The following is a 23,399-nucleotide window of genomic DNA, read 5'->3' as shown; positions in this document are numbered from 1 at the left end:
TCGCGGCTCGTCGCATTCTGAGGCTTAGAGGGCTCATGTGTATCTGGCCGTAGGAGATTTCATGAGCTGTCCTGAAACGGGCGTCCGCCTGAGCTCCCCGATGATCGGCGATGATGATCCCATTCTCGGAGCTCCCTACAGTGTGGCCTGACGGAGTGTACAGCCTACCTTCGCGCGGTGCCTCGCCGCTTAAAGAAAGGTAACGACAGCGCTGGCAGCTAATCGGGCGTCCGCCCCACTACATTCGATAGCGCTAGAGGTTATCTGTCCTGAGGGCGACGCGCTGCGACGTATGGCTTCGGGGCCGTGAGTTCGACGCTTTCCCGACGAGTTCTCTCCAGAATGGGATGCGCTGGTAGGTTACATCGTCGACTGTTCCGAGTTTCGTTCGGTTCCCTGATCGACTTATTGAAGGGATTGCAGAGCTAAACGGCTACCGTCTCACTGCGAACATTTCCGTCCGCCTTCCGTTTCCCCCAAAGGGTAATCGGGTGCTCATAGAACTTGAAAGATGCCCACGCCACGATGATGATCAGCGGGACATCGAAGATCAGCATCTTGTGGTGGGTTGCTACCGGGATGGGAAATGGTGCGTGCAGGGCCTTTGCCGTGATCGTGCCGATGAGTCCGCCGAATAAGTAAAGGCCATAGCTGATTGCGCCGAGCCAAACAAGGGGTCGCCAAGAAACAACACGGCTTGCCACCGCTCCCGGATGCAACAGCACATATGCAATCACGCCAACCATGGCGAGCGAGATGATGGTGTATGAGAATCCGCACCACAGCGCACTATCCGAGAACGGATGAAAGTCAGCACCGTCGGCGAGGTATAGGACCGAATAGAGTGCACCGGCTGAGATTGCCAGGGTAGAGGACCAGCGCGTGATGCGCTCCTTCCACTCGTTGTCTTCCAGCAGTACGGCCAGCAGGCTTCCGAGTGCCAGCCCATCCAGGCGGAAGGGCGTGAGGTAGTAGGTAACGTCGCCAGGATGCTTGATGTAGTGGACGACAAGTAGGCGGAAGATGGGTTCAGCGATGAGGATGCCGACAAGGATGACCCGCAGTTTTGCCTTCGGCAGATAACGGACGGCGAACGGCCAAAGCAGGTAGAAGTGCTCCTCGACAGCCAGAGACCAGAGGTTGCCAAGGATCGGCAGCGAGTTCTTGCCGAGGATATCCGCGCCGCCGAGGAAGAACAGGTATTCAAGGGCTGAGGACAATTTTCCATTGTGGGTTAGCAGGAAGACTATTGGGATGAGAATCAATACCGGCGGAAGAATGCGGGTGGCACGCTTGAGATAGAACGGACCCCAGAACTCTTCCTTGTTTCGCGCGCGGCGCAGGATGCCGGTGATCAGATACCCCGACAGCACAAAGAAGAGATCAACGCCGACGCCGCCCAGAGGTGCGAAGGAGTGGTGTAGGAGAATAACCAACCCAACAGCAATAGTGCGTAGTCCATCCAAGCGTTCAAGTCGCATCGAAATTAGTAAGCTCCCAAATCAGAGAATTGATACCAGCTATTCTTTCGTCACGCCCAACTGCGCAGCAGCGTTAGCAAGCATATGAGCGTTCAGTGCTGCGAAGCCCTCCGCCTCTGCCTGCGAGTCGAAACCTCGATACTGTGTGCGCGCTGGATAGATGGCGCTTATCGAGCCGTCATCCTCTACCTTCGCGACGATAGCCCATCCGAACAAATGCAGCCCGCGATTGACCCACCATAGCAATCCAGACCTCCGAAACTCTTCCCAAGTACGCACTTCAATCATGCATCCCCCTTGTGACAGCGTACTTCACGAGGCTCTTTTAAAACGGCTTGATGCTCTCTAGCTTCTCTGGACCAGTGAGGACGGTTCTCTACTTTCCGATGCAGAAGCTGGAAAAGATTAGGTTCAGGACGTCGTCGGCTGTGGTCTGGCCGGTGAGTTCGTCGAGTGCTCGCAGGGATTCGTAGAGGTCCAGCAGAAGCATCTCGTGTGGGGTGCCGTTGGCTGCGGTGCGTGCTCGCTGCAGAGCCTGGAGCGCGCGATCGACGGCTTCGCGCTGGCGCAGGTTGGTTAGCGTGGCTCCGCTGCTGTGGGTGCTCGCTTCACCGCGCGCGATCGTCAGGATCGCTTCGCGTAGACGTGCGATCCCTTCGCCGGTCGTTGCAGAGGTTCGGACCGGGAGACGCTGCGTATGTGCGACGGCTTCGTTTGAAGCGCTGATGTCGCGGGTCAGAAGGTCGATCTTGTTGTGGACTTCAAGGACCGGCCTGTCGCGGAGCAGTTCGTTGAGCGCGGGATCTTTTTCTGTGGGCGTGCTTGCGTCGAGGATGAGGAGCACGGCGTCCGCGTCTGCGATGGCGCGGCGTGAGCGCGCGACGCCCTGGCGCTCTGCCTCGTCATCGGTCTCGCGCAGGCCTGCGGTGTCGAGCAGTTCGACGGGGACACCGTTGATGCTGATGTGTTCCGAGATGACGTCGCGCGTGGTGCCGGGCGTGGCCGTGACGATGGCGCGGTCCTGCTGGACGAGGCGGTTGAAGAGCGAGCTTTTGCCGGCGTTGGGGCGGCCTACGATTGCGAGGCGCAGGCCTTCGCGCATGAGGCGTCCGTGGGCGAAGCTGGCGAGCAGTGCTTGCAGCGCGGGTTCGATGGCTGCGATGCGTGCCTCGATCTCGGCGGCGGGTAAGGTGTCGAGGTCGTCTTCGGCGAAGTCGATGCCGGCTTCGAGTGTTGCGATGAGTGCGACCAGAGCTTCCTTCGTTGGCCGAACCTCCGCGGCGATGCTGCCGCCCATCTGTTGTGCTGCGAGTTTTGCCTGACCGAGCGTCTGCGCGTCGATGAGGTCGCGGACTGCTTCTGCGCCGGTGAGGTCGAGGCGACCGCGAAGGAAGGCGCGCTCTGTGAACTCGCCGGGGCGGGCTGGCTGTGCGCCGTGATGGACACAGGCACGTACGAGCCAGTCGAGGACGATGGGGGAGCCGTGTGTGGCGATTTCGACGACGTCCTCACCGGTGTAGCTGTGGGGTGATTGGAAGAGGGTGACGATTGCGTCGTCGACGCGGGCTCCGGCTTCGTCGTGGAGGATGGCGTATTGGGCTGTGCGCCTGGTCTCTGTCTTGAGGGATGGGAGCAGTTCTTGGGCGATGGCGATTGCTGATGGGCCTGAGAGACGGACGATGCCGATGCCGCCTCGGCCTGGAGGTGTCGCGATGGCGACGATGGTGGTGTCGTCCAGGAGGTTGGCGGCCGTCATGGATTGATTCTATGGATTGTCGCGCTTTGCGCGAGGGAGCGCCTTTGGCACTGGCCCATGTCTCAGGTGCGAGACATGGGGCACCCGGGTTTGTGGCGGCTTCGGAGTGAGCGGTTCGTGCTTCGCACGAATTCCCACCTTAGCTTCGCGAAGGTGGGGCACCCGGTTCTGGGGCCCTTCGCTTTGCTCAGGATGACAGCTTCGGCGGGGGATGGGATGTGCGCGATGCCCGGCGCGAGGCCGGGCTTTCACTGCATCTTGCAGCCGCACTGACACGCGCGAAGCGTGTCGAGAACGGCACGAAGTGTTAGCGGCGGCGGAAGCGTTCGCGGATTTTGTTGGCTCGTTCGTCGCTTTCGCGGTTGCGCCAGTTTTCGGGGTAAAGGACGACGAAGCGGGATGGGCCTTCGCCGCTGGACTCGGTGCGCATGCCTTCGGCGCCTTTGAGGGCGAGGTGCAGCATGCGGCGCTCGCGGCTGCTCATGGGGTCGAAGGAGTAGGGGCGACCGCTGGTCTTGACGGCTTCGATGCCTTCCTTTGCGGTGTCCAGCAGGACGCGATTGCGGGCGGCTTTGAAGCCGTTGGCGTCGAAGGAGATGCGGTCGTGTTCGTCGGGTTCGAGGCGCAGAATCTTGGCGCAGACGTGTTCCAGAGCGCGGAGCACTTCCCCGTCGCGAGCGGTCAGCAGGTCCGCATCGGGACCGCTCAGTTCCACGTAGATCAGGCGGTCTTCGAGTCCATCGGGATCGGCTGCGCCCGCGCCGGCTGTGATGCGGAAGCGAAGCTTCATGCCGCCGGTGGTAGTCAGCATCTTGAGGAAGTCTTGTGTCTGCTGTGCGGCCGTCTTCAGGTCTTGCATACTGCTCTCCGGGGATCGCCTCCGCGGCTGCGGTTGTCGTCCATGTTTGTCTCTTGGATTACGCGCCGGCTGCAGCATTGGTTGCAGCCGGCGCTATTTTCTTCGTTACCGTTTGCCCTGGATGGTCTTGGCCTGCGGCGAGCCTACCTTGCGGCGGGCGCGCTTGGCAGCGAGTTCGCGCATCTCGCGACCTTCCTTGGTCTGGTTCATGGCGAGCTGCGCAGCGACCATCATGAGATTGCCGACGCACCAGTAGAGTGCCAGGCCAGAGGAGTAGTTCCAGGTGATGAAGCCGGAGAAGACCGGCATCATGAAGGCCATCATCTTCTGCTGCTGCGGATCCATACCCGGTGCCGGCATATAGAACTGCGTCAGGAACTGCGACAGCACCATGACGATGGGCAGGATGTGATACGGATCGGCGGCGGTGAGGTCATGCAGCCAGAACCAGTGTGCCTCGCGCAGTTCGACGACCTTGGGCAGCATGCCCAGCATGGCGAAGAGCAGCGGGAAGGTGAGCAGCGTGGGGACGCAGCCGCCCAGCATGTTGACGCCGTTGTCCTTCTGCAGCGCCATGATCTCGGCGTTCATGTCGGCGCGCTTGGGGTCGGTCACCTTGTACTTGGCGTACTTCGCCTTGATGGCGTCCATCTGCGGCTGAATGCGCTGCATCTTGAGGCCGCTCTTGAGACTCTGGAAGCGGAAGGGCAGCAGGACAAGGTTGACGACGACGGTGAGAGCCACGATGGCCCAGCCCCAGTTGCTGGCGATGTGGTCGTGGATCCAGTTCAGGAACCAGAAGAGGAACTTGGCGATCGGTCCCCAGAAGCCGAAGTCCAACAGCGGCTCAAGGGTATCGGAGGATCCGGAGACCGGGATCGCTTTCAGAACCTCAGCCGACTTCGGTCCGACGTAGACACGGGTGGAGGTCGTGCCGTCGGTATCGCCGAGCGCCACGCCGACCACGGGCACGTCAACGGGCTTGCCGGAGACCTTGCCGTCCTTCATCAGTTTGTTGACGTCGATGGTGTTGTGGAGGGTCACGGCCGTTGCGCTGCCGGGGTTGTCCGGAAGGAAGGCGGCGACGAAGTAAGCGTCGTCCGTTGCGGCGTACTGCAGCGGAGCGTTCAGCGTCTCGCCGCCGGTGACCTTCTTGAACTCGAGGCCTTCGCTCTTACCGTTGCGCATGGTGTTGATGCGCGAGGAGTTATAGTCGCCTACCTGCTCCTGATCGCCGAAGCCTGCGGGCCACGACAGCAGCGCGCGAACGGGCGCGTCGTCTACCTTGACGGTGCTCTCAGCCTTGACGACGTAGGTGCTGTCGAAGTGGAAGGTCTTCGTGACATCGACGTTGCCCTGGTGGTAGCGGAACGTAAGTGTCTGCGGCGAGGTCAGATTGCCGGTGACGGAGGGTACGAAGAGGGCGGTGCGGAGACCGCGCGTCATGCCGGCGTCGTAGGTGTACAGCGATAGCGGGAAGCCGTATTCCTTGCTTGCGGCTGCGTTGACCAGGTCGAGCGGGCCGCCGTAACGGCTCTTGAACTTCTTCAAGATCCAGCTGCGAACTTCCGCACCGCGATTGCTGAAGGTGATCTTGTAGAGTTCGTTCTCAATGGTGGTGGTCTGCTCTGCGCTGGCTGCGATGGCATCGGCCGCAGCGCTTGCTGCTGGCGCCTTCACCGCGTTTGCATTGAACGAAGCCTTGCTTCCAGTGGGAGCGCTGATGGGAGCGGACTGCTGGCTCTGCGTCTGCGCGGTGGGCGGCTGTAGCGGCTGCTTCTGCTTGCTGCGGTAGAACTGCAGCCCGGCAAACACGCCAAGCATCACGACCATCATGACAAGGAAGGAGGTGTTGCTGGTGCCGCCTTTTCCTTGATTGGGGTTCTTAATCTCTGCCACGGTTTCCTTGTCTACAGGCGCAGCCCTGCCACGCCGGATTTATCCATCTTCCATGATAACTGGCGCAAACTATCCCGTGATTGCAGCGGTGCGGGCGGGCGTTAATGGGCTGTGGTTTGTTGCGGATAGATGAGGTCGGCGGGGCGGTATCCACTGGCGGCAAACTGCTGGCGGATCGCGTCGAGGGTTGCGGCGGGGAGCGACGGTGTGCGGGCGAGGATCCAGCCGTACTTGCGTCCGGGTTCGCCGACGATGGCCCAGCGGTAGTCGGGGTCGAGGCCGATGATCCAGTAGTTGCCGTAGAAGGGCCAGAAGAAGGTGACCTTCAGCTTCGCGCTGGTGGTCTTGTCGACGACCTTGGCTTTGCCCTTTGCAATGTTGGGCTTGCCGTCAGCCTGGACGCAGGTGTTGCGGACGGTGATGTCGGAGCCGTCCATGGCGTACTCGGCCGTGACGTCGCGGACGCACTTCTTTTCAAATCGGTTGGGGATGCGGGCGATCTCGTACCAGCGGCCGAGATAGCGCTGCAGGTCGACGTGATCGACCGTCTTGAGCGGGGTCTGGGCTTGTCCTGTGACGCCGAGCGCGACGGCGAGGGCTGCGAAGGTTTGCAGGATCTTCATGGCGAGTGCTCCGGGACGACTGTCCGTCACGATCATCCTCTGCTGGCGGGACGGCGAGCGCAAGTGGCTTCGTGCTATCAAGGGTTATGAGAACGATCGTTGTTGTCGGCAGCCTGAATATGGATATGGTCAGCACGGTGGACCGTATGCCTGCGCCGGGTGAGACGGTGGCCGGGCGCGGCTTTGCGATGGTGCATGGTGGCAAGGGTGCGAACCAGGCGGTGGCCGCGGCACGGCTGGGCGCTGTGGTGCGGATGGTTGGGTGTGTCGGGTCGGATAGCTTTGGCGGCTTGCTGCGGCAGGGGCTGGTTGCGGAGGGTATCGACGTTGCTGGTGTGAGGGAGTGTCCCGGCGCGAGTGGCGTGGCTGCGATCACGGTCGATGGGAGTGGTGGCAATAGCATTGTTGTCTACGCGGGTGCGAATGCGCTGCTGCTGCCCGGGATGATCGACGCGGCATCGATCGATTCAGCGGCGATGGTGCTGGTGCAGTTGGAGACGCCGATGGCGACGGTGGTGCGGCTGGCGGAGGTCTGCTCTGCTGCGGGTACGCCGCTGATGCTGGATCCTGCGCCGGCCCAGGCGCTGTCTGTCTCGTTACTGCGGAAGACTGCATGGCTTACGCCGAATGAGTCGGAGGCTCGGACGCTGCTTGGCGTTGCGGAGGATCTTCCGATGGAAGAGGCTGCCGAGCGGCTGCTGGCGCTGGGTGTGCGCAATGTGATGTTGAAGCTTGGGGCGCGGGGTGTCTATCTTGCAGGAGCTGACGTTGCGAGCACGCTGGTTCCTGCGCCGGCGGTGCGGGCCGTGGATACTACGGCCGCAGGGGATTGCTTCAATGCAGCCTTTGCCGTGGCGCTGACGGAGGGGCAGGCGCCGGTTGCTGCTGCTCGCTTTGCGTGTGCTGCTGCTGCGCTTTCGACGACGGGAGCGGGGGCGCAGCCGTCGATGCCGACGCGCGAGGCTGTGCTGCGGATGATGCGCGGCTAGTCGGCGACTCGCATGCCGTCGGGTGCAGCGAGCGTGGCGTAGCTGAGGGCGCCGAGGAGCGTGACGCTGGCACACACGAGGAAGCCGAGCGTGAACGAGTGGGTGCGGTCGAAGAACCAGCCTGTGAGTACGGGTGCAGCGGATGCGATGACGAAGCTGGCAAAGTTCTGCAGTGCGCCGAGCGATGCGACGAGGCGCGCGGGGCTGACCGTCTGCACATAGCCCCAGCCACTGGTCCCGGCGAAGTGAATAAAGAAGAGCGCGAAGCTGATGCCGGCGATGGCTTCGGCTGTGCTGCCTGCGCGTGAGACGAAGAACGTTGCGGCGGCGGAGATGATCATGCCGGTTACGAGCTGGATGCGATGCAGGGTGGTCAGGCGGATGCCGCGCTTGGCCCACAGGTCTGCGGAGAAGCCACTGCAGAGCATGCCTGCGGCGCCGGCGAGGAAAGGGATCGCGGCGAGCCAGCCACTCTTCGCGAGTGAGAGGTGGCGCTCCTGCTGCAGGTAGCCGGGCAGCCACGCGGTGTAGAGCCAGTTGGTGTAGTTAATGCCGCCGAAGCCGAGCATCATGCCCCAGGCGGTGCGCTGCCGGATGAGTTCGGCGAAGGCACTCTGTGTGACCGGTGCGGCTTCCGCTTCGCGGTAGGGTGTCTGTGCGCGTGAGCGATGCAGCCACACCCACAGGGCTGCGACGACGAGACCTGCGGCGCCGAGGATCATGAACATAACGCGCCAGCCGGTGCGGATCATCAGCAGGGTCAGCAGTGGTGGAGCGATGGCGAGGCCGAAGGTCTGTGAGCTGCTCATGATGGCGGTGGCGCGGCCGCGCGTGCGGTCGGTGAACCACTCGCGAACGCTGCGCACGCCTGCGGGATAGAACGGCGCTTCGCCCATGCCGAGCAGGATGCGGAAGGCGATGAACATGGGGAAGCTGGTGACGAGGCCGGTGAGCAGTTGCGCGCCGCTCCAGATGGCCAGGCCTGTACCCAGGATGCTGCGCGTTCCCATACGGTCGAGCAGGCCGATGAGCGGTAGTTGCGAGAGGCCGTAGGCGAAGGAGAAGGCGCTGAGCAGCCAGCCCATCTCGGTACCGGAGAGATGCAGCTCCGCGCGGACTGTTGTGTTGGCGATGGAAAGCGAGGAGCGGTCGAAGAAGTTGACGACGCCTGCAGCGAAGAGCAGGGCGAGCGTGATGGCCTGGTGTGCTCGCAGGCTGCGTTCGTTGGTTGGGGTAACGTCGTTCAGAGAGCAGCCTCGCTGCAGGAGTGCAGGCAGCCTGAGGCTATCGCACTGCGCGGTTCGCGTACAGCGTGGAGACGTAGCCCGCGCCGAAGCCGTTGTCGATGTTGACCACCGTTACGTTGGGTGAGCAGCTGTTGAGCATGCCGAGCATGGCAGTGACACCACCGAAGGATGCGCCGTAACCGACGCTGGTGGGAACAGCGATGACCGGCACAGCGACGAGACCGCCGACGACCGAGGGCAGTGCGCCCTCCATGCCGGCGCAGACGATGACGGCGTCTGCTGTGCGGATCGCAGGCAGATGCGCGAGCAGACGATGCAGACCGGCGACGCCAACATCGGTGAAGCGCGAGACCTCTGCTCCGAAGAAGCTTGCGGTGAGCGCAGCCTCTTCGGCAACGGGCAGATCGCTGGTGCCCGCGCAGATGACGGCGACTCGGCCACCGGATTTCTTCGCGCCCTCGCCGCAGGTGATGCAGCGAGCGACTGCATGATACTTCGCTTCCTTAACCAGTTCGCGCGTGGCTTCGAAGGCTGCTTCATCGGCGCGCGTGGCGAGTGCGGGTGTGCCGTTCGCGTGGATGCGTGCGAGGATCATCGCCGTCTGCTGCGCGGTCTTGCCCGATGCGAAGACGACCTCCGGCATGCCGCTGCGCAGGCTGCGATGGTGATCGACCTTTGCGAAGTCGAGATCTTCGAAGGGAAGCGAGGCGAGCTTGTCCGCGACCTCGTCTGCGGAGCGGGTGCCGGCGCTCAGTTCGTTGAGGAGTTTGAGTAGAGCATCACGCTGCATGGGGAAAACCTTGGATGAAGTGGAAGGGCGCAGTTGAGCCGAGCGGTTCGGCAGTGCGAAGGGATTTCGCCGCGAAAGTACGTTCGGTGCATCGAGGAAAGCTGACCTCAGGGGCTAAAGCCCTGCTCTGTGGAAGGCGGTCATTGGCACAGCTGAAGCTGTGCCCTTCCGGACGCGAGCAGTGCCGTATCAAACGCGATCTTTGCCAATCCGGACGCGATCTTTGCCGATCCGAACGCGATATCTGCCAATCCGAAAGCGATCTTTGCCGATCCGAGAAACAGCCTTTTCCTTTTAAAGGCAGGCTGTGCCCTTCAGAACGCTGCGTTCTATGCAAAATATTCTGGCGGCGCGGGATTTGGATCCCGCACATCGCATGGTGCGCGATGTACGGGGCACCCGCTTTCTTAGGCTGCATGAGTTTTTGTGCCTGCGAGAAGGCTAGAGACAGGCAGCAGAGCGTTCATGCTGCCGCTGCGGTAGCCTTCGGTATCCAGCGTCACGTAGGTGAAGCCTGCGGACTTCACGCGTTGCGTGATGCTTGCCATCATCTCGAGCGTCAGGGCAGAGGCCAGCTCACTGCGCTCAATCTCAACGCGTGCCAGGTCACCGTGGTGCCGCACACGTAGTTGCCGGAAGCCGAGCGCGAGGAGCGACTCTTCTGCTTCTTCCACCTGTCGCAATGCTTCCGCAGTGACAGGGCGGCCGTATTCGAGGCGCGACGACAGGCAGGCGGATGCGGGGCGATCCCACACGGTCAAGCCGGCAGCCTGTGCCAGTGCGCGGATCTCCAGCTTGCCAAGGCCTGCGTCGTTCAGCGGAGCCACGGCGTGGTGCTGCTCGGCGGCCTTTTGGCCGGGGCGAAAGTCTCCGTTGTCATCGCGGTTGCGGCCGTAGGCCATGGCGGTGATGCCGGTCTCGCGCAGCACGCCTTCCATGGTGAGGAAGAGTTCATCCTTGCAGTGGAAGCAGCGTGCGCCGTCGTTCTTCACGTATTCCGCGCGGTCCATCTCAGAGGTCTGCACGACGCGTAGCGGGATGTTGTTCTGCTGCGCGAATTGCATGGCAAAGGCGAGATGCGTGCGCGGCAGGCTCGGTGAATCGGCGATGACGGCGAGCATGCGGTCGCCCAGCACCTGGTAAGCCTCCCAGGCAAGATAGGCAGAGTCCACGCCGCCGCTGTAGGCAACGGCGAGCCGGTCGTAGCGGCGCAGCTCCTGCTGGAGGGCTGTGCGATTGGTTTCGAGTTGGCCGTCTGGGGTTGTCATGGATGTCTGCGTTTGGAAGGGCACAACCTTAGCTGTGCCGCAAAGCCCGTTGTTATATCTTCTTTGTTTCTCCGCCCGCTTTGCGGGCAGAGAAACAAAGAAAAGGGGTTGGAGAATCGTTCTTTGGCACAGCTAAAGCTGTGCCCTTCCGAACACGAGCAGTATCGTATGACGCTGCTCATTGATCGAATGACAAACTAAACCACGTCGCCTGCGGCAACCTGCTCGCGCGAGAGATCCTTGCGCGAGGGGTTGTCGAGCTTTTCCTTTGTGGACCACAAGCCGGCGGAGGGTGTGCTGATGTAGAAGACCTCTTCGCCGTCGGGCATGGTGTTCCAGCCTTCCTTCATCACGGCCGGGTCGTAGCGCTTGGTCATCTCGGCCAAGTCGGCGTACTGATATCCAACCTGCTCGATCTCTTCCTTTGTGAGGTGACCGGGCGCGTAGGTGATGGTGAAGCGGTCTTCGCTGCTGCCGTGGATGAGGTGCGCGACGCCGTGCGGAATCTCCTGCATGTCGGCCTCTGTTTTGTAGAGGGCCAGCGTGCGCGGTGTGCCCTTGTAGCCGTACTTGCGGATCAGAGCGTCCACTTCCGGCTGCTCGCCAAAGCGTTCGACGCCAGGTGCGAGGATCAGCAGTTCGCCACCATCGGCGATTGCCATGCGGGTGCGATAGACGGCCTTGTTGGCCACCCATGTTGCGCGGAACTCGTCTGCCTGCATGACGGCGACGACCTTCTTCAACGGCTTGTCGAAGAGCGTGATGTTCTGGTCGCGGCTGCGCTTTGCGGCCTGCAGATAGGTGTCGAGATCGTCGCCGACGTAGATGCCGCTGGTGACGAGCTTGTTCTCTTCATCGCGCTGCATCACGATCTGCAGATACACATCGGGCAGCGATGCGAGGTGCTCGTCTTCGCTCCAGTTGTAGCAGGCGCGCAAGGGAGTTACGAGGCAGCCGAGATTGTTCTCAATGCCATAGACGGCGGCCGCAATGTGCGAGGCGCAGATGGTGTCCTTGCCGCCCAGGCCGATGTAGTAGTTCTTGTTGTGGTTCGCGAAGCCGAGCACTTCATGCGGCACCACGTGACCCACGTTGATGATCAGGTCCCACTGCTCATCCATGAGCTTGCTGTTCAGGTCGACGGGGATATCCCAGTCCGCAGCGCCGTCCGTCGTCTCTTTCACGAGCGAGGCGGGGATGGTTGCGACGTGCGTGCAGCCGTTGCGCCAGTCGTGGGGGAAGATGCGCTCCTCGGGGATGGAGCCGAACATCCACTTGTTCTCGGCTTCAGTGTGCGGCACGTGCTGACCCAGCGTCGGGATCACTTCCACGTGTGCGTCGGGAAGAGCGTTGTAGAGATACTCGGTGATCCATCCGCTGCCGCTGTGTGCGCGCGTGAGATCGGGCGGCAACAGAAGGACGCGCTTCAGGTCCTTGTTGATACGTGTGCGCGCTTCGCTCAGCAGCTTATCGCAGGCTTCCTTGATCTGCGCATCCGATACGTGCGGTGCTTCTACCTTGAACCAGGCCACTTGATTTCCCTCAGCGGCGGAAGCCGCGCGTTAGCAGATGATCGATCGGTTCCGGATCGTAAGGGCACGGCTTGAGCCGTGCCAACGATGAACCGGAATCGAGTGGGCTTCAGCGCTGAGGTCTGCTTGAACGTTTCCAAACAACCCTCAGCGGCTGAAGCCGCCTCAACAGTAGTGCCTTTGCGGCATGGCTAAAGCCGTGCCCTTACGATTCTTTGCAATCAAGGAGTTCGTCTTGACTGCGGTACTTCTACATCTTGTTAGCCAATGAAGATCGGCTTGATGTGCCGGTCGAAGAGGTTTGTCGTCACGTTGCGCGCAACCACTTCCTCATTCGCCTGCAATGCATCGGTGTAGCGTGTGCCCATCTTTGCTGCGACCTTGAAGCCGACGTGCAGCAACTGGCGCAGGTCTGCGTTGTACTGTGCGTCGTTTTCGTCATGTCGCAGCGCGCGCACATACTGTTCGCTGGTCCAGCCGTTCACCGTCTCCGGTGAGGGCAGGTTTGCTGTCTTGATATCGATGACGGTCGCATACGGCGCGCAGAGTTCTTCCGCATGGGCGAAGGCCTCGGCATAGACTTCCTTCGCGAGAACAAGAGCATCGCCGCCTGCCTCTGCAAGTCCGATGAGCTCTTCCAGCCAGGTGGTGCCGGCTGTCTTGACGTGCACGCCAGCGCCCGTGTCCTTCAGCGCCTCGCGGATGGACTGGTAGATCGAGAACTTGTCCGAACCGGAGTGGACGCTGAGCTTGAGGTTTGCGGGCAGGCCGTACTTGTCGATGGCGTAGGCAATGGTGGCCAGATCCTCGCGGAACTCTTTTGCGAACTGCGGCACATCGCCTACGTAGTCGACGCCCTTGTTGAAGCGGCCTGTGAACTTGGGTGCGATGGTCTGGATGGGCAGCTTCTCATCGGCGATCGCGGCGAGGATGATGAGCAGCTCGGGCGGCGTCTGCGGCGCGTCGGTCTCGTCCATGCTGATCTCGGCGACGAAGTCTTCGTTGCCCTTCTTCTCGACGACGGCCTTGTAGATCTCGGCGGCGTGCTGCACGGCTGCGAGGAACTGCTTCGCGGTCTTTTCGACGAAGGCCTTGTCGAGCGAGAAGGGCTTGTCGATGCCGGGAATGCTGATCTCGCCGATCAGTTCGGGGTGACGTGCGACGAACTTGGCGATCTCTGCGTCATCGCTCTTCTGGCCGATGTTGTCAGCCACATCAATGGTGAAGAAGTCGCAGGGCGCTACGAAGCGCTCGTAGGTCTTCAGGTTGATGTGGTCGGCGTCCAGGAAGTAGGGCTTGGTCCAGCCAAGCTCTTTGACGGCTGCGTCGGCCGCGGCGCGTGTGCCGCTGGGTTCGCTGCCGATGATCAGGTGCTCGCGGTTGCTCTTGTTCCACACCGGCGCCACGTCGGCACCGGCTTCCGCACCGAGAATGCAGGCCTGTAGCTGGGCCTTTGCCTGGTGTGCAAAACGGTCGCCCATTCCGAGCGAAAACTTGGGTAGCTGCATGGTGGTGATGACTCCTTGGCTAACGCATAAAAACGTTTCGATGATACCCCTCTTCGCGAAGTCCTGTCTTGCAAAGATCGCGGCGATTCCATCTTTCGCACGATTTTCGAGGACAACTTCGTGGGGTAGCGGGTGGACCAGATTTACTGGTTCACGCCGCTTGCAAGGAAGCCGCCGTCCACGACGATGGTGTGGCCGTTGGTGAAGGAGGCTGCGTCGCTTGCCAGGTAGATGGCTGCGCCCACGAGCTCTTCCGTCTTGCCGAAGCGGCCCATCGGGGTGCGCATGCGAAGTTCCTGGCCACGGGGCGAACCGTCCAACAGCGCGGCGTTCAGGTCTGTGCGGAAGACGCCGGGGGCGATGCCGTTGACGATCACGCCGTGCTTCGACCACTCCACCGCAAGCGAACGCGTCAGCGAGAGGACGCCGGCCTTGCTGGCGGCGTAGGCGGCGACTTCATTCAACGCGACGTAGCTGTTGAGCGACGCGATGTTGATGATGCGGCCGTACTGCTTGTCGATCATGTGTTTGCCAAAGACCTGGCAGGCGCGCAGCATGCCCGTCAGGTTGGTGTCGATGATGTCTTTCCACTCTTCTTCTGAGACGGTCAGCGTGGGGCTGCGCTTGATCTTGCCGGCACAGTTCACCAGGATGTCGACCTTGCCGAACTCCTGAATGCAGGCTTCCAGCAGGGCTTCAATCTGGTCGCGGTGTGTCTGGTCGGTGGGCTGACGGAGCGTTCTGCGGCCCAGCGCTTCAATCTCTGTGGCGACTTCGTTGACCTGCTCGACGCGACGACCGGTGCTGACGACGTCTGCGCCGGCTTTTGCCAGGCCCAGGCTCATGGCGTGACCAATGCCGCTGGTACCGCCGATGACGACGGCGACGCGGCCTTCCAAACTCAGGGGATGCTTCACTTGCTTATGCCTCCAATTTCACGCGCTGCAGGCCGCCTGCGAACAAGCGCAGGATGACCCAGGCGATCATGTAAACGCTGCCGGCCAGGATGAACAGCGATGCGTAACTGCCGGTGAGCTGCAGGATGTGTCCTGCTTCCAGCGACAGAAGAACGCCGCCGACCGATCCTGCCATGGCGGTGATACCGGTGACACTGCCCACCGCGCGTGGCGGGAAGATGTCGGAAACGGTGGTGTACATATTCGCAGACCAGCCCTGGTGGCCCGAGACGGCGAGGCTAAGCACAAGGATGGAGCCGGTGATCGTCGTCATGTGGCTGGCGAAGAGCATGGGCAGCGAGAAGAGGGCGCAGATAAACATCGCGAGCAGGCGTGCATTGCCCTCGCGCATACCGCTCTTCACGAAGACCTTTGGGATCCAGCCGCCGGCGATGCCGCCCACGGCTGATGCGCCATAGATGATCATCAACGGTGCGCCCATGTGGGAGAGGCCGAGGTGGTACTGCGCGTCCAGGAAGCCCGGCATCCAGAAGAGATAGAACCACCAGATGGAGTCGGTGAGGAAGCGAGCGGCAGAGCACGCCCACGTCTGCTTGTACGCCAGCAACTGCAGCCAGCGCGGCTGCCTGCCGCCTTCCGTGGGTGCTTCTTCATCGGACTGGATGTAGGAGAGCTCCGCGCGCGACACCGTCTTGTGTGCGGCGGGTGTGCGGTACTTCCAGTACCACCAGACGATCCACGGCGCGCCTAGCAGGCCGGTTACCAGGAAGGCCGCGTGCCAGCCGTAGCGAAGCGTGATCCAGGGCACGAAGAAGGGGGCGACCATGGCTCCGGTGGTCGTGCCCGCATTGAACAGGCCCGTTGCGAAGGAGCGGTCTTTCTTGGGGAACCAGTCGGCGACCGTCTTGATGGCGGCAGGGAAGTTGCCGGCCTCACCCAGACCCAGCGCGAAGCGGGCTGCACCGAAGCCGAGCGCGGTGGTGACCAGGGCGTGGGCCATGCCGGCGAGGCTCCAGATGCCCATGATGAGTGCGTAGCCGAAGCGGGTTCCCAGCTTGTCGACCAGCCGGCCGGCAGCGACCAGGCCGAGCGCGTATGCCACCTGGAAGCAGGCGATGATGTAGCCGTAGTTCTGTTCGCTCAGGCCGATGTCATGCATCAGCGTGGGCTTCAAGATGCCGATGACCTGGCGGTCCATGTAGTTAATGGTGGTGGCGACAAACAGCATCGCGCAGACCATCCAGCGAACGTTGGTTGACCGTGTTTCTGCGTAGGAGTCGTTCGTCGAATCGAGGGTGCTCACAGCGCTCCGGGAAACTGCGTGTTTGGCGTGCCGCACAGGCTCGCAGCGGAGGGTGCCGCAGGCAGCGGATACAAGGCATGCCGAGGGCTTCCGTGAGCGTGAAGAGGTCCGACCACTTTCCATAGGTGTATTCCTCCGTTCGTTCGCATGTCAACGCCGCAGCGGGTTCGCCTTTCCTTTTTCCACGGCACTGTGCAGAATTGGCTGATATGTCCAGCCTTCGCACCGCAAAGCCCGGCGAAGATCGCCAGATGACCATGCGCGTCGTCGAGCGCATCCGCGCGTTGCTGGAAGATGGTTCGTTACAGCCCGGTGACAAGCTGCCGCCGGAGCGTGAGTTTGCACGCACGCTGGGCATCAGCCGCAGCAGCCTGCGCGCCGGCATCGGCTACCTGGCGGCCATGGGGTTATTGCAAGTGCGGCATGGTGTGGGGGCTTTTTTGTCGGAGTCACCTACGCAGTTTGGTGCGGCTTCTCTGCCGTTTCTGGATGCGCTGCATGGCTATGAGATGGGGCAGTTGTTCGAGGCACGCCGCGTGCTGGAGGGGCACCTTGCCGCGCTGGCTGCCGACCGTATCAACGAGCGCCACCTGGCGCAAATGGCCGAAGAACTCGAGGAGATGGATGCCACCGTCGGCACGCCGCAGGACTATCTGATTCATGACGTGCGGTTTCATCGCATCATCGCGCAGGCTGCCGGCAACAGTATTCTGGCGGCGATTATGGAGAGCCTGACCGGTGCCCTGTATGCGGCGCGCCGGAGTAATGCTGAGCACAAGGCCGACCTGGCTCTCACGACCGCATTGCATCGCGGTGTCTATCGTGCGATTCGATCCGGCAATGCACGCGCGGCTCGTGCGGCGATGGAGCGTCATCTGATGGAAGCTGAGGATGCGCAGAAGAAAGAAGCATCCACGTCGCCCGGGCGGGTGAAGCCGGTGGTTGTTGCGAAGAAGGCTGTGAAGGCGGTTACTCCTAAGTCGAAGGCTCCGGTGAAGTAGAGTGGCGAGGCCATCCGGTTCGCACTTCACGCGACGGCCTTCCTCTGTGACCGCTGGGACGGGATTGGCGCGTAGAGCAACTTGCAGATCCCTCTGCTGCGCTGCGGGATGACAAGCATGGAAAAGGGCACGGCCGAAGCCGCGCCCTTTCGAACCACCTGAACTGTCTTAGAGCTTGTAGGCAGACCGCACCAGGTTCACCGTCAGATCCTGCGCCAGCGTGAAAGCCTCGTCTTCTTCCAGACGATGTTCTGCCACCAGCCGTGCCAGGAAGGCGCAGTCGGTGCGGCGGGCGACGTCGTGGCGTGCAGGGATGGACAGGAAGGCGCGTGTGTCATCGTTGAAGCCCACCGTGTTGTAGAAGCCGGCGGTCTCGGTTGCGGTCTCGCGGAAGCGCATCATGCCTTCGAAGCTGTCGTGGAACCACCACGGCGGTCCCAGGCGCAGCGCAGGATAATGCCCGGCAAGCGGAGCCAGTTCCCGGCTGAAGGCTGTCTCATCCAGCGTGAACAGGATGATGGTCAGGTCACGCTCATTGCCGACGATATCGAGCATGGGCTGCAGTGCGTGCACGTAGTCGGTCGCGGTCGGAATGTCGGCGCCCATGTCGCGCCCGAAGTTCTCGAAGATCTCGAGGTTGTGGTTGCGCATGCTGCCCGGGTGGATCTGCATGACGAGGCCGTCTTCGACCGACATCTTCGCCATCTCCGTGAGCATCTGCGCACGGAAGATCTCGGCGTCGTCCTCATCGGCTTCGCCGTTCAGGACAGTGGCGAAGAGTGCGGCGCACTCCTCCTCGTCCAGATCGGCGGTGCGGGCGGTGGGATGGCCGTGGTCGGTGGCCGTCGCGCCGAGTGATTTGAAGCGTTCACGCTGCTTGCGCAGGGCGTTCAGGTAACCCTTCCACGTGGAGGTGTCTTCGTTGCTGATCTGGCCCAGCTTGTCGAGGTTCTCCAGGAAGCCCGCGAACTCAGGATCGACGACGGAGTCCGGGCGAAAGGTCGGGATGATGCGGCCCTTCCAGTCGCCTGCGCGCAGCGCCTGGATATCCGTCAGCGGATCGGTGGCGGCATCGGTCGTCGCCAGCACCTCCATCTTGAAGCTCTCGAAGAGCGCGCGCGGACGGAACTCTGGCGTGGCGAGCTTCTCGCTGATCGTGTCGAAGTACAAGTCGGCCGTCTTCTCGCTCAAGCGCTCGGTCATGCCGAAATGCTCCTGGAAGGCGTAGTCCAGCCAAAGGCGCGACGGTGTGCCGCGGAAGAGGTAGTAGTGCTTCGCGAAGATGTGCCACACGGCGCGCGGGTTCTCGATCACCGGCTTGCCGATCTCCAGGTCCTCCAGGCGAACGCCCTGGCTGTAGAGCATGCGATGGACGTAGTGATCGGGCTGGATGAAGAGCTTTGCGGGGTCCGGGAATGCCTCGTTCGAGGTGAACCAGCCGGCGTTGGTGTGGCCGTGCGGGCTGATGATGGGCAGGTTGCGCACCGTGGCGTACAGCCGGCGTGCGATATCGCGCGTGGTGGGGTCGGCCGGGAACAGCCGGTCATCGTGCAGCAGGGCCATGAGGTCGTCCTTCAAAACAGCATTCGCTGCCACCGCGCTGGCGCGGTGGTCATGCCACCATCATCCTCCGGGGACCTAGCTCCGCACAAATCCTTCATTTTGCGCCCTTTCTTATCGCTGCGGACCGATCCGGGGTTTGGGAGGGGCCGTCTCGGTGTAGCGGCAACTTGAGAGACGCACCGAAGTCGCATCATCAGAAGCTCATCACGATCTTCCTCGTGAGGACATGCGGATTGCGGTGTACATCATTAGGTAAAAGACCTAACTAATAATTGCCGCATGGAAAGCGGGAAAGAGCGGCTGTGCGACTATCGTCCGTCGCGTGGTCATGAGCTCCAACCACGATGTTTTCTTTTTGACACCTCCGTGGCGCAATGTTACGTTCGCATTACACCAAAACCTGAATCTTTCCTGCCCCGGGTCTACTCCCGGTGCGGAGATGGTCACCAGTGCTGGTCCAACCTGCTCTAAACGTGTCCTGCATCGAAACGTGTCATTGCATTTCAGTTTGTTCTGATCTTCCGGCCGGCTCATCTTGACCGGGTTCGCAACGCAACGTTGTACGTCGTAGCAGTCGTCTTCGCTCTTTCGTTCTGACAGTCCATCGGTCTTCGCATGCGGTTTCACCGCGCGCTCGCAGCACTGTCTCTTCACGGAGATTGCGTGTCGAACCGCGGCACCCCCCGTGCGCCCCGAAATGAATTTCATACCCACGCGTGGCCCCAACGGCACAGCGCGTCCGCGGCTTTGTGCACTGATTCAGTCGCTTTTCCAGGAGGCAGTTGATGAGATCTTTGTTTTCGAGTCTTCGACCAGCGCAGGTGGCAGTCACCGCCATCATGCTGATCGCAGGCGTTCCATGCGCACTCGCGCAAACGAACTACGGGTCTGTCCGGGGCCAGATCAAGGACGGAACGGGCGCCCACATCAAGGACGCTCAAGTAACGTTGACCAACCTTGATACCAAGGTGGAGCGCGCCACCCATACGACGGATGCGGGCGATTATGTTTTCAGTGCTGTTGATCCGGGCAATTACCGCATCACCGTGGTCAACAAAGGCTTTAAAAGTTACGAAGACAGTGGCCTGCGGGTGGAGCTTGGCGCCACGACGACCATCGATGCATCGCTGCAGGTAGGAGCCTCGGGCGAGACGATCGAAGTGACGTCAGAGACGCCGCTCTTGGATACGGCGAGCGCCTCCGGCGGGCAGTTGTTCAGTGAGCAGCAGATCCAGGATTTGCCCAACCTGGGCCGCAACCCATTCGTCTTTGAAAAGTTCGACAGCGGCGTGGTCACCACCGGCGATCCGCGTTATGTGCGCGCAGAAGATCAGACGGGACTGTCGCAGGTTTCGCTGGCGGGTGCGCCGATTGGTTCCAACAACTATGTGGTGGATGGCATTCCCATCTCGACGTCGTCGGGCGGTGTCACCTTCATTCCGTCGCCTGAGGCGGTGTCGGACGCTAAGGTGCAGGTGAATACTTACGATGCTGAAGCGGGTCGCACCGGCGGCGGTATCTTCAACACCTCGCTCAAGTCGGGATCGACGCAGTATCACGGCTCACTTTACGGGGAGACGCGGCAGACACCGTGGTCGGCCAACCTATGGTTCAACCCTGTGAATGCGACGACGGGCCTGAAGGGCGCAACACTGGACAACACCACCTATCTGTATGCCGGCGCCTTCGGTGGCCCTTTGCCCTTCATGAAGAAGGTGAAGTGGTTGAACAACACGTTCTTCTGGGTTACGGAAGAAGGCTACCGTCAGGCGCAGCCGCTCACCGGCGCGACCACTGCGTTCTTCCTGCCCACTGCGGCTGAGCGCAACGGTGACTTCTCCGCAGACGGTATTACGCTTTACGATCCCACGCGGGGTAATCCTACCGGGACCAACCGCACCTGCCAGATGACCAGCGCGGGCGACTGCTCATCCGGCACGAAGAATGTGATTCCTGCGGCCTACATTAACCCGATCGGCAAGTACATCCTGAACCAGTTCCCGGCGCCGCAAAGTGGTCTGGGTTATGCCGCTGCGCTCGCCGGTCCGCAGAATAACTTCAACAACAACATCACGTTCAAGACGCGCTCCGACATGTATAGCGGTAAGCTGTCGCATACGTTCGCTCCCTGGTGGACGGCGTCTGGATCGTACGTTCACCTGGCAACGCAGGAGCCAACGGGCGACACCATCGGTGCTCTCTTCTCCAGCCGGAATCAGAAGTTGCTGCGATACAACGACGCAACGGCCGTGAACAACACCTTCACTCTCACCCCCACTCTCCTGCTGACGGTGGGTTATGGTTTCAACCGATACTTCAGCGGAACCTTGCAAGGGTCTACCGGCTTCAATGCCAACACCGGCTTCGGTGGCGCGGGATTCCCATCGGCACTGGTCAACCAGTTCCAGTCGAAGACATTTCCAACCATCGGTATTTCCAACATCGGCATGGGGTCGATCAATCTGGGTGCATCGAACAGCGGCCCCACCATCAACTACTCACGCAATCTGGTCGTCGGCTTCACGAAGACACTCAACAAACACAATGTGAAGTTTGGCTATGTCTTCCGTGCGATGAGCGCCTACAACCCATCCACTGCCAATGGCGGGGGAACCTTCAACTTCTCCGGCGCTTACTCAAACAAGAGCGGTGGCAATGTCTCTGGTCCCTACGCCTATGCCGATATCTTGTTGGGCCTTCCTTCTACAGCGACGGCTCAGGTCACGGCTGTTGCCAACAGCTTCGTGGAAAACTATCACGCGCTCTATGTGCAGGACGATGTGCGCCTGACCTCGAAGTTCACGCTGAACGTTGGCGTGCGCTATGAGTACGAACTGGGTGAGAAGGAACGCAACAATAACTTCAACGTCGGCTTCGATACGAATATCAGCTATGCCATTCCTGGCTCCAGCATCGGCACGGCGAAGGGTGGTCTGCGTTACGCCGGGCAGAACGGCGCTCCCATCCACTGCTGCAATCTTAGCCATGTGAAGTTCTCACCGCGCATCGGCATTGCTTACCAGGTGCTGCCGAAGACGGTCTTCCACGCGGGCTTCGGTGTGTTTTATGCACCGATCGGCATCGTGAACCCCACGATCGGTTACGCGCAGACCACCAGCTATGCACCGGTCGACTACACCACGGGCGCTGCTGCCGGCGTCAAAGTTGGCTCATCCGCGTATCTCTCCACGCCGTTTCCAACGGGGCTAATTACGCCCTCGGGTAACAGCCTTGGACCGCTTACCAGCCTTGGAAGTTCGCTGGCTACACTGCAGGATTTTGGCCGCCGTTTCCCATTCGTTCAGCAGTATTCGGCAGACATTCAGCAGGAGCTCCCGGGCGGTCTGATGTTTAAGCTGAGCTATGTCGGCGCGCACTCCCGCAATATCGCGAACTCCTACAACATCGATCAGGCGTCGGCGTCGCAGCTGGCGAATGCGAAGATCGCGGGCGTCGATCTCTCAAGCACCGTGACCAATCCGTACTATGTGGCGTCAGTGAATTCGGGTGGGACGAACTACGCAACGTCCCTGACTCCAACGGTCAAACGCGCACAGTTGCTGCTGCCCTTCCCGCAGTTCACCGGTGTTACGGTCAACGGTTCCAACGGATATTCCAACTACAACTCGATGGCCGTCAAGGTCCAGAAGCGAGTGTCACACGGCATCACGCTGCTTTCGACTTACACCTGGGCTGCGAACTGGGACAATCTGTGGAGCGCCGCGTCGCAGATCTACTCTGCCGGCGGACCGCAGGATGTGTTTAACCCGAAGGCGGAATACTCCCGCGCACTTAGTTCTGTACCCAATCGCATGACGGCAGCCATCTCGTATGAACTGCCCTTCGGCCGCGGCAAGCTGATTGGCAGCCATGCGAACCGCTTTGTTGATGAGTTCATCGGCGGCTGGCAGGTGAACGACGAGTGGATTGTGCAGAACGGTGTACCACTGCCGATCTCGCAGACCAACATGAATTCGGATCGGGGCGTCACCGGTTTCGGTGGGTCCACGCAGCGTCCGAACCTGGTGGGCGATGCGCATGATGCGTGCCGCAGCGGGAGTCCTCAGGGCCGCCTGGGTAACACGGCCTATGGCGTCTCGACCAAGTACCTCAATGCGAACGCCTTTACACCCGCACAGCCGTACACGTTCGGCAGCGCGCCGCGTCTGCTGCCGTGCCGCGGGCCGGGTATCAACACTACGGACATGTCTGTGAACAAGTCGTTTTCCATTGGCGAGCATGTGAAGGCACAGTTCCGTGCGGAGGCACTGAATGCCTTCAACACACCGCAGTTCGACGCGCCGAATACTGTGCTGATCGTGAGCCAGAACGGCATCAACGCGGCGCCAACCGTGACGGGCGGCTACACGGGCGCGACCCAGTTAGGCAACATCACCAACACCGTTGGGTTTGCACGCATTATCCAGTTGGGCGGCAAGATCACGTTCTAAGCCCTCCGAAGCAGCACCTCCACAGGGTCCCGCGAAGCTGCGGGGCCCTTTTTTTTGCGGCGAACCTCAACTGTCGCCGGCACTTGCGAGTGGTTGGCAGGAGTAACTGCTTCGACGTTTGTTGTGCAGTGAGAAATTTAGGCCTGAGCGCTTGATTTTGCAGTGCGAGATGAATCGTTACTGGTTGCGAGAGTTTCCGTATCGCATTGCAA

Annotated in this window: 17 protein-coding genes; 3 read left to right on the top strand and 14 right to left on the bottom strand. The window is 61.3% G+C overall.

The features are described 5' to 3' along the window. Positions 1-425: 425 nt before the first annotated feature. The 6 genes from TERRO_RS21310 to TERRO_RS21280 all read right to left on the bottom strand — a co-directional run bounded on the left by TERRO_RS21310 (position 426) and on the right by TERRO_RS21280 (position 6,618). Complete coding sequence (locus TERRO_RS21310; RefSeq protein ID WP_014787787.1) at positions 426-1,481, bottom strand: acyltransferase family protein; 1,056 nt, start codon at positions 1,479-1,481, stop codon at positions 426-428. 39 nt (positions 1,482-1,520) lie between these two features. Beyond that, the gene (locus TERRO_RS21305; RefSeq protein WP_014787786.1) at positions 1,521-1,769 is read right to left on the bottom strand and encodes a hypothetical protein; all 249 of its coding nucleotides are present in this window, start codon (positions 1,767-1,769) and stop codon (positions 1,521-1,523) included. 88 nt (positions 1,770-1,857) lie between these two features. Next, on the bottom strand, positions 1,858-3,237 hold the full coding sequence (gene mnmE, locus TERRO_RS21300; RefSeq protein ID WP_014787785.1) for a tRNA uridine-5-carboxymethylaminomethyl(34) synthesis GTPase MnmE: 1,380 nt from the start codon (positions 3,235-3,237) through the stop codon (positions 1,858-1,860). A 307-nt stretch (positions 3,238-3,544) separates the two neighbouring features. Beyond that, on the bottom strand, positions 3,545-4,096 hold the full coding sequence (locus TERRO_RS21290; RefSeq protein WP_014787784.1) for a Jag family protein: 552 nt from the start codon (positions 4,094-4,096) through the stop codon (positions 3,545-3,547). 105 nt (positions 4,097-4,201) lie between these two features. Continuing rightward, positions 4,202-5,995, bottom strand: coding sequence for a membrane protein insertase YidC (yidC, locus tag TERRO_RS21285; RefSeq protein ID WP_014787783.1), 1,794 nt, complete (start codon positions 5,993-5,995; stop codon positions 4,202-4,204). Positions 5,996-6,096: 101 nt separating this feature from the next. Further along, positions 6,097-6,618, bottom strand: a complete 522-nt coding sequence (locus tag TERRO_RS21280; RefSeq protein ID WP_014787782.1) for a lipocalin family protein — start codon at positions 6,616-6,618, stop codon at positions 6,097-6,099. An 86-nt stretch (positions 6,619-6,704) separates the two neighbouring features. On the opposite strand from TERRO_RS21280, the gene rbsK reads away from it, so the two are divergent. Further along, positions 6,705-7,607: a ribokinase gene (rbsK, locus tag TERRO_RS21275; protein ID WP_014787781.1), complete on the top strand. Its 903-nt coding sequence runs from the start codon at positions 6,705-6,707 to the stop codon at positions 7,605-7,607. Here the strand turns inward: rbsK and TERRO_RS21270 are convergent. From TERRO_RS21270 to TERRO_RS21240, 7 genes are all read right to left on the bottom strand, one after another. Next, positions 7,604-8,791: an MFS transporter gene (locus TERRO_RS21270; protein ID WP_245536300.1), complete on the bottom strand. Its 1,188-nt coding sequence runs from the start codon at positions 8,789-8,791 to the stop codon at positions 7,604-7,606. The genes rbsK and TERRO_RS21270 overlap by 4 nt on opposite strands. Before the next feature lie 100 nt (positions 8,792-8,891). Continuing rightward, complete coding sequence (gene larB / locus TERRO_RS21265) at positions 8,892-9,644, bottom strand: nickel pincer cofactor biosynthesis protein LarB (RefSeq protein ID WP_014787779.1); 753 nt, start codon at positions 9,642-9,644, stop codon at positions 8,892-8,894. 407 nt (positions 9,645-10,051) lie between these two features. Next, positions 10,052-10,912: an ATP-dependent sacrificial sulfur transferase LarE gene (larE, locus tag TERRO_RS21260; RefSeq protein WP_014787778.1), complete on the bottom strand. Its 861-nt coding sequence runs from the start codon at positions 10,910-10,912 to the stop codon at positions 10,052-10,054. Between the two features lie 197 nt (positions 10,913-11,109). Beyond that, entirely contained in the window at positions 11,110-12,444 is a 1,335-nt protein-coding gene (locus TERRO_RS21255) for a nickel-dependent putative hexonate epimerase (protein WP_014787777.1), read from the bottom strand. Positions 12,445-12,704: 260 nt separating this feature from the next. Then, positions 12,705-13,952, bottom strand: coding sequence for a tagaturonate epimerase family protein (locus TERRO_RS21250; protein WP_014787776.1), 1,248 nt, complete (start codon positions 13,950-13,952; stop codon positions 12,705-12,707). A 143-nt stretch (positions 13,953-14,095) separates the two neighbouring features. Next, entirely contained in the window at positions 14,096-14,869 is a 774-nt protein-coding gene (locus TERRO_RS21245; protein WP_014787775.1) for an SDR family NAD(P)-dependent oxidoreductase, read from the bottom strand. A gap of 4 nt (positions 14,870-14,873) precedes the next feature. Further along, a complete protein-coding gene (locus TERRO_RS21240; protein WP_245536165.1) occupies positions 14,874-16,172 on the bottom strand; it encodes an MFS transporter in 1,299 nt (432 codons plus the stop codon). A gap of 209 nt (positions 16,173-16,381) precedes the next feature. Here TERRO_RS21240 and TERRO_RS21235 point away from each other — a divergent pair, with 209 nt between their 5' ends. Then, on the top strand, positions 16,382-17,173 hold the full coding sequence (locus TERRO_RS21235) for a FadR/GntR family transcriptional regulator (protein WP_014787773.1): 792 nt from the start codon (positions 16,382-16,384) through the stop codon (positions 17,171-17,173). 168 nt (positions 17,174-17,341) lie between these two features. Here TERRO_RS21235 and uxaC read toward each other — a convergent pair whose 3' ends face one another. Further along, on the bottom strand, positions 17,342-18,736 hold the full coding sequence (gene uxaC / locus TERRO_RS21230; RefSeq protein WP_014787772.1) for a glucuronate isomerase: 1,395 nt from the start codon (positions 18,734-18,736) through the stop codon (positions 17,342-17,344). Between the two features lie 785 nt (positions 18,737-19,521). Here uxaC and TERRO_RS21225 point away from each other — a divergent pair. Then, positions 19,522-23,187, top strand: coding sequence for a TonB-dependent receptor (locus TERRO_RS21225; protein ID WP_014787771.1), 3,666 nt, complete (start codon positions 19,522-19,524; stop codon positions 23,185-23,187). Positions 23,188-23,399: the final 212 nt, after the last annotated feature.

It is taken from the genome of Terriglobus roseus DSM 18391 (genome assembly GCF_000265425.1).
Classification (GTDB): domain Bacteria; phylum Acidobacteriota; class Terriglobia; order Terriglobales; family Acidobacteriaceae; genus Terriglobus; species Terriglobus roseus.
Note: the sequence above shows the minus strand (reverse complement) of the source record. Positions and strands in the feature narration are given on the sequence as shown.

Excerpts from the sequence above, each read along its gene's own strand:
- TERRO_RS21310 (WP_014787787.1), bottom strand. The coding sequence starts at position 1,481 with ATGCGACTTGAACGCTTGGATGGACTACGCACTATTGCTGTTGGGTTG.
- TERRO_RS21305 (WP_014787786.1), bottom strand. The coding sequence starts at position 1,769 with ATGATTGAAGTGCGTACTTGGGAAGAGTTTCGGAGGTCTGGATTGCTA.
- mnmE (WP_014787785.1), bottom strand. The coding sequence starts at position 3,237 with ATGACGGCCGCCAACCTCCTGGACGACACCACCATCGTCGCCATCGCG.
- TERRO_RS21290 (WP_014787784.1), bottom strand. The coding sequence starts at position 4,096 with ATGCAAGACCTGAAGACGGCCGCACAGCAGACACAAGACTTCCTCAAG.
- TERRO_RS21280 (WP_014787782.1), bottom strand. The coding sequence starts at position 6,618 with ATGAAGATCCTGCAAACCTTCGCAGCCCTCGCCGTCGCGCTCGGCGTC.
- rbsK (WP_014787781.1), top strand. The coding sequence starts at position 6,705 with ATGAGAACGATCGTTGTTGTCGGCAGCCTGAATATGGATATGGTCAGC.
- larB (WP_014787779.1), bottom strand. The coding sequence starts at position 9,644 with ATGCAGCGTGATGCTCTACTCAAACTCCTCAACGAACTGAGCGCCGGC.
- larE (WP_014787778.1), bottom strand. The coding sequence starts at position 10,912 with ATGACAACCCCAGACGGCCAACTCGAAACCAATCGCACAGCCCTCCAG.
- TERRO_RS21250 (WP_014787776.1), bottom strand. The coding sequence starts at position 13,952 with ATGCAGCTACCCAAGTTTTCGCTCGGAATGGGCGACCGTTTTGCACAC.
- TERRO_RS21235 (WP_014787773.1), top strand. The coding sequence starts at position 16,382 with ATGTCCAGCCTTCGCACCGCAAAGCCCGGCGAAGATCGCCAGATGACC.
- uxaC (WP_014787772.1), bottom strand. The coding sequence starts at position 18,736 with ATGGCCCTGCTGCACGATGACCGGCTGTTCCCGGCCGACCCCACCACG.
- TERRO_RS21225 (WP_014787771.1), top strand. The coding sequence starts at position 19,522 with ATGAGATCTTTGTTTTCGAGTCTTCGACCAGCGCAGGTGGCAGTCACC.